At 61.8% G+C, this 5,400-nt stretch carries 5 protein-coding genes; 1 reads left to right on the top strand and 4 read right to left on the bottom strand.

Annotation, left to right across the window (positions count from 1 at the left end; genetic code table 11):
* Window positions 1-618: isonitrile hydratase (gene inhA / locus DBR24_RS16885; RefSeq protein WP_146189071.1), on the bottom strand; the 618-nt coding region annotated here is incomplete at its 3' end.
* Window positions 619-707: 89 nt separating this feature from the next.
* Here inhA and DBR24_RS16890 point away from each other — a divergent pair.
* The gene (locus DBR24_RS16890; RefSeq protein ID WP_128615314.1) at window positions 708-1,712 is read left to right on the top strand and encodes a GlxA family transcriptional regulator; all 1,005 of its coding nucleotides are present in this window, start codon (window positions 708-710) and stop codon (window positions 1,710-1,712) included.
* A 111-nt stretch (window positions 1,713-1,823) separates the two neighbouring features.
* On the opposite strand, the gene DBR24_RS16895 is transcribed toward DBR24_RS16890, so the two are convergent.
* The 3 genes from DBR24_RS16895 to DBR24_RS16905 form a co-directional block, all read right to left on the bottom strand.
* Window positions 1,824-2,213: a hypothetical protein gene (locus tag DBR24_RS16895; protein WP_128615315.1), complete on the bottom strand. Its 390-nt coding sequence runs from the start codon at window positions 2,211-2,213 to the stop codon at window positions 1,824-1,826.
* A gap of 391 nt (window positions 2,214-2,604) precedes the next feature.
* The gene (locus DBR24_RS16900; protein ID WP_128615316.1) at window positions 2,605-4,431 is read right to left on the bottom strand and encodes a glycoside hydrolase family 15 protein; all 1,827 of its coding nucleotides are present in this window, start codon (window positions 4,429-4,431) and stop codon (window positions 2,605-2,607) included.
* On the bottom strand, window positions 4,424-5,224 hold the full coding sequence (locus tag DBR24_RS16905; protein ID WP_128615317.1) for a glucose 1-dehydrogenase: 801 nt from the start codon (window positions 5,222-5,224) through the stop codon (window positions 4,424-4,426). The genes DBR24_RS16900 and DBR24_RS16905 overlap by 8 nt, the downstream gene beginning before the upstream one ends.
* Window positions 5,225-5,400 lie beyond the last annotated feature (176 nt).

Consider the following 5,400-nt stretch of genomic DNA (forward strand, 5'->3'; position numbering starts at 1 on the left):
ACGCAGGCGAGCTTCATCGACAATCGCCCCCGGCGCGGTGTCCGGGCTACCGGCATTGAACGGCGGCGCCGGCGCATATTCCAGCTGCAACTGCACCAATTGCGCCGTGTCGGCATCGAACAGTTCAGCCGCCAGCACCAGGGCGAAATCGATCCCCGCCGTGATCCCGCCCCCGGTAAACAGATTGCCGTCACGCACCACCCGATCCTTCACCGCAATCGCGCCCAGTGTCGGCAGCAGATCGTGATACGCCCAATGCGTGGTCGCACGTTTGCCTTGCAGCAGGCCCGCTGCGCCGAGCACCAGCGAACCGGTGCACACCGATGTCACGTACTTCGCCTGCGCAGCCTGACGCTTGATGAAGGCCAGCGTTACCTCATCCTCCATCAGCGCGCCGACGCCACCACCGCCTGGCACGCAGATCACATCCAGATCCGGGCAATCCTCGAACGTAGTGGTCGGTTTCAGCAGCAGACCGGTGCTGGCGGTAACGGGCATCAAATCCTTCCAGATCAGATGCACGTGCACGCCCGGCAACGAGGCGAGCACGTCGTAAGGCCCGGTCAGGTCAAGTTGCTGAACTTGCGGGAACAACAGAAAACCGATCTGCAGCGTCATTGTTCTTGCTCCATGAAAAGGGGTGGACGGCTTCACTGTAGGCGCGTAGGTTCTGGCGTATACGCCAATCACCCCACGAATTACGCCAAATGCCCAAAGCCATTCACGTACTCGCGTTTGCCAACATGCAGATCCTCGACGTCACCGGGCCGTTGCAGGTGTTCGCCTCGGCCAACGATATCGCTCGCCAACGCGGTTTGCCCTTGCCCTATGCGCCGTCGGTGATTGCCAGTGCGGGCGGGGCGGTGATGTCCTCGGCGGGGCTGGCGGTGCTGGCCGAACCTTTGCCGCAGCAGGCCAGCGATACCTTGATCATCGCCGGTGGCTGGGGCATTTACCCGGCGGCTGAGGACGCGTTGTTGGTGGATTGGGTGCGCGAACACGCGGCCAAATGCCGGCGCGTCGCCTCGGTGTGCACCGGCGCGTTTCTGTTGGCGGCCAGTGGCTGGCTCGACGGGCGCCGCGTCGTGACGCACTGGACCCGTTGCGAACAATTGGCGCAGCAGCACCCGAAGTTGCAGGTCGAAGCCAATCCGATTTTCATCAACGACGGCCCGGTCTGGACCTCGGCGGGCGTCACCGCCGGCATTGATCTGGCCCTGGCAATGGTCGAGGAAGATCTGGGCCGCGACATCGCCCTGGACGTGGCGCGGCATCTGGTGGTGTTCCTCAAACGCCCGGGCGGGCAATCGCAATTCAGCGTAACCCTGTCGCTGCAAAATCAAGGCAATCGCTTTGATGAACTGCACGCGTGGATCGCCGAACACCTCACCTGCGACCTCGGCATCCCGACCCTGGCCGAACAGGCCGGGATGAGCGAGCGCAGTTTCGTCCGCCACTACCGCGCCGACACCGGCCAGACCCCGGCACGGGCGATTGAATTGATTCGTGTCGAAACCGCCCGGCGCTTGCTCAGTGACACCGGTTTGCCGGTCAAACGCATCGCGGCCAACTGCGGGTTTGGCAGTGAAGAAACGTTGCGGCGCAGTTTTTTGCGGGCAATTGGCGTGACACCGCAGGCTTATCGGGAGCGGTTTTCGGTGCATGCATCAGCAGATTCATCAATCGACACTGATGTGATCGGACGAGTCTGAAACGTGGCGAGGGCTTGCGCTGAGTCGCGACGCGCCTCGAATTTTAAAGGGCCTGCTGCGTAGTCCAGCGCGAGCAAGCTCCCTCGCCACAAGCGCTACCCACTTGCGGAATCAGGCCTCGACCTCTGCGAGCTGATTGAAATACTTCGCCCGATCCGGAGTAAACGTCACCCGCATCTTCGTTCGCGAGCAGGTCAGCGAACGCTCTTCACCCAGATCAATATCCAGATCCTCGCCACGCAATCCTTGCCACTGCGCGAGGTATTTGAGCGAGCCGAATTTTTCGTTTTTCTTCAGGCTGCGACTGACGCCGCCTTTCCAGCCGAGCACCGGCAGTTCGCCGGCAAGGCATTTTTGCGCGAGGTCGGGGAAGCGGGTGGCGCGCTGGCGGCCGATCTCCCAGCATTTAATCAGGCCTTGGTCGGCGGCTTCCCAGAGTTGGGTGCGGGTCAGGCCGCTGCGCAGGGGCGTGCCGATGGTGCGGTGGACGTGCTGGGTCATTCTGGTTCCTTGAATTCGGGTTTTATTGGATAGCTCCGCTGTGCCCGTTGCGGTGGATGGTAGGGGTGGATGTAACAGCTGGCAACAGGGTATTTCAGGGTGTAAGTGCAGGTTACGGGGGATGGATTTACCTGGGTGTTGTTTAGACGAAGTCGGAAAAAACTACACAAACTGTGGCGAGGGGATTTATCCCCGATCGGCTGCGCAGCAGGCGCAAAGCCATGCAATGCGGTACTGCTGAAGAAACGAGCGGGCAAAGAGCCGGGCCGCCTCGCAGCCCGTCGGGGATAAATCCCCTCACCAGAGGGGATCTGATTCTGTTTATTTTTGTGTAGGGGTTAGCCCGGCGAAGTGCTGAAGTTCGGCATATTTCCTACAGAGACTGGCGAAATTACGGCTGCCAAACACTCTTCTCCCCACTCAAACGCCGATCAAGAAAACTCGCCGCACTGATCAGTGCCAGATGCGTCAGCGCCTGAGGGGTGTTGCCCAGATGCCGGCCCTTGCTGTCGAACTCTTCGGCATACAGCCCCAGCGGGTTTGCATAGCGCAGCAGTTGTTCGAACTCCAGATGTGCCTTTTCCACCTGGCCGGCGCGGGCCAGGCATTCGACGTACCAGAACGAACACGCGGCAAACGCGCCTTCGGTGCCGGTCAAACCGTCGATGTTGGCATCGTCGTTGCGATAGCGATAAACCATGCCGTCGCGCACCAAGGTCTTTTCGATTGCCTCAAGGGTCGACAGCCACCGCGGGTCCTTGGCGCTGACAAAGCGCACCAGCGGCATCAGCAGCATCGAACCGTCCAGCGCCGTTCCGCCCTTGTACTGGACGAAATGCCCGCGCTCCTCATTCCAGAAGTTGCCCCAGATATCGGCGTAGATCGCCTGCCGGGTCTGATCCCATTGCACAAACGGCGCCGGCAACGAGCGTTTCGAAGCCAGACGAATGGCCCGATCCAGCGCCACCCAACACATCAGCCGCGAATGCAGAAAGTGATGTTGTTCACCGCGCATTTCCCAAATGCCTACATCAGCGGTCTGCCATGTCTCACACACTTGATCGACCACTTCGCGCACGTGGTTCCAGCCTTCGTGGGAAATGGCGTCGCCATACTTGTTGACGAGATACACCGCGTCCATCAATTCGCCAAAGATATCCAGCTGAATCTGCTCATACGCACCATTGCCGATACGCACCGGTTGCGCGCCACCGTGGCCGGACAGGTGAGTGAGTTCGGTTTCGGGCAGTTCCTGACGACCGTCAATGGCATACAGAATGTTGAGTTTGGTTGGCTGGCCGCAGCAATCGCTGACCCGCCCACGCAGCCAGCCCATGTAGGCATTGGCTTCGTCGACAAAGCCCAGGCGCATAAAGGCATAAACGGTAAACGACGCGTCGCGTATCCACGTGTAGCGGTAATCCCAGTTGCGTTCGCCGCCGGGGGTTTCCGGCAGACCGAAGGTCGCCGCCGCCAGAATTGCGCCGTGCTGGCGCGATGTCAGCAGCTTCAGCGCGAGGGCTGAGCGGTTGACCATCTCCCGCCAGCGGCCGCGATAGTTGGACTGGCCGATCCAGCCGCGCCAGAAGCTCAAGGTGCGCTCCATGCACAATTGCGCGGCGCCTTGTTCAAAGCGCGGATCGTCGGCGCCACCGAGGAGGAACTCGGCGTGCTCGTTGTGCTTCAAGGTAAAGGAGGCCAGCGCCGCATCGTTCTCGATGTGCAGCGCTTGATCCGAGGTCAGCCGCATCGACGGTTGCCCCTCGGCGCTGAACACCACGGCTTGCCGGTCCATCTGTGCGCGGGTCTTGGCGCGGGCGTAGTCGTGACGCACGGCACAACGCACATGGAAGGTCGCCTCGCCGCTGACCACCCGCACCCGACGCATCAACAGCGGCAGGTCGTCCTGGTTGTCGGCCACCGGCAGCAGGTCGGTGACCTCAACCACCGCCCGTTCACTGAGCCAGCGGGTTTGCAGCACGTTGGTGTCCGGCAGGTAAATCTGTTCGCGTCGGGCGTCGGGCAAGTCCGGCGCCAACTGGAAGATCCCGGCGTCAGGGCTGTCGAGCAGCGAACAGAAAATCGACGGACTGTCGAACTCCGGCCAGCAGAAAAAATCCACGCTGCCCTTGTCGTTGACCAGTGCTGCGGTGCGCATGTCGCCGATGATGCCGTGGGCGTCGATCGGGCTTTGTCGTTCCAGGTGATGCTCAGCCATTGCCGCGAAACTCCGGATAGAGGCTCATGCCGCCGTCGATGAACAGGGTAGTGCCGACGATGTAGTCGGAGGCGTCGCAGGCAAGGAAAACCACTGCGTTGGCGACATCTTCGACATCGCCGATGCGGCCGTAGGGAATCAGTTTGAGCAACGCCTGCGCCGCGTCGCCCTCGGTGGCCTCCGCGTTGATCGCCGTGCGAATCGCCCCCGGCGCGATGCCGTTGATGCGAATGCGCTGATGGCTGACTTCCTGGGCGAGGGTCTGCATCAACTGATCGACGCCGCCCTTGGACGCCGCATAGTTGACGTGCCCGGCCCACGGAATGCGCTGGTGCACCGAACTCACGTGAATGATCTTGCCGGCGGCGCGGGACACGCCCTGGCGAATGCCCTGGCGATTGAAGATTCGCAACGCGGCACGGGCGCAGAGAAACTGGCCGGTGAGGTTGACGCCGATCACCGCGTTCCAGTCATCCAGGGTCATGTCCACGGCGGCGGCGTCTTTTTGCATACCCGAGTTGGCCACCAGAATGTCCAGCGAGCCGAAGGCCTCGACGGTCTGGGCGAACAGCCGTTCGACCTCGTCTTCCTTCGACACATCGGCGCCAATCGCGATGGCCTGGCCACCGTCGGCGACGATCTGCCGGGCGAGGGCTTCGGCGGGCTCGGCCTGGCGGTTGTAGTTGATGACCACCGCAGCCCCGGCGGCGGCCAGGGCCTTGGCGGCGGCGTGGCCGATGCCGGAGCTGGCGCCGGTGACGAGGGCTACCTGACCGGCGAGAGAAATATGCATAGGGGAGGGGCCTGGGTTGAGGGCTTAATTAGCTGACCGGTGGTAAGCGACGAGAGTTCACTCGACGCAAGGTGCTGCGTCGAATGGGCGGACTAATTCGCGCGACGCCTCATCCGTTCTCTTTTACAGATAACCCATTGAGGTAAACGCGGTGACAAAGCTGACACTGCTGTGCC

Origin of the sequence: Pseudomonas sp. HMWF006, from assembly GCF_003061205.1 — a bacterium.
Classification (GTDB): domain Bacteria; phylum Pseudomonadota; class Gammaproteobacteria; order Pseudomonadales; family Pseudomonadaceae; genus Aquipseudomonas; species Aquipseudomonas monsensis.

Coding starts and splice junctions, on each gene's coding strand:
- DBR24_RS16890 (WP_128615314.1), top strand. CDS start 708: ATGCCCAAAGCCATTCACGTACTCGCGTTTGCCAACATGCAGATCCTC.
- DBR24_RS16895 (WP_128615315.1), bottom strand. CDS start 2,213: ATGACCCAGCACGTCCACCGCACCATCGGCACGCCCCTGCGCAGCGGC.
- DBR24_RS16900 (WP_128615316.1), bottom strand. CDS start 4,431: ATGGCTGAGCATCACCTGGAACGACAAAGCCCGATCGACGCCCACGGC.
- DBR24_RS16905 (WP_128615317.1), bottom strand. CDS start 5,224: ATGCATATTTCTCTCGCCGGTCAGGTAGCCCTCGTCACCGGCGCCAGC.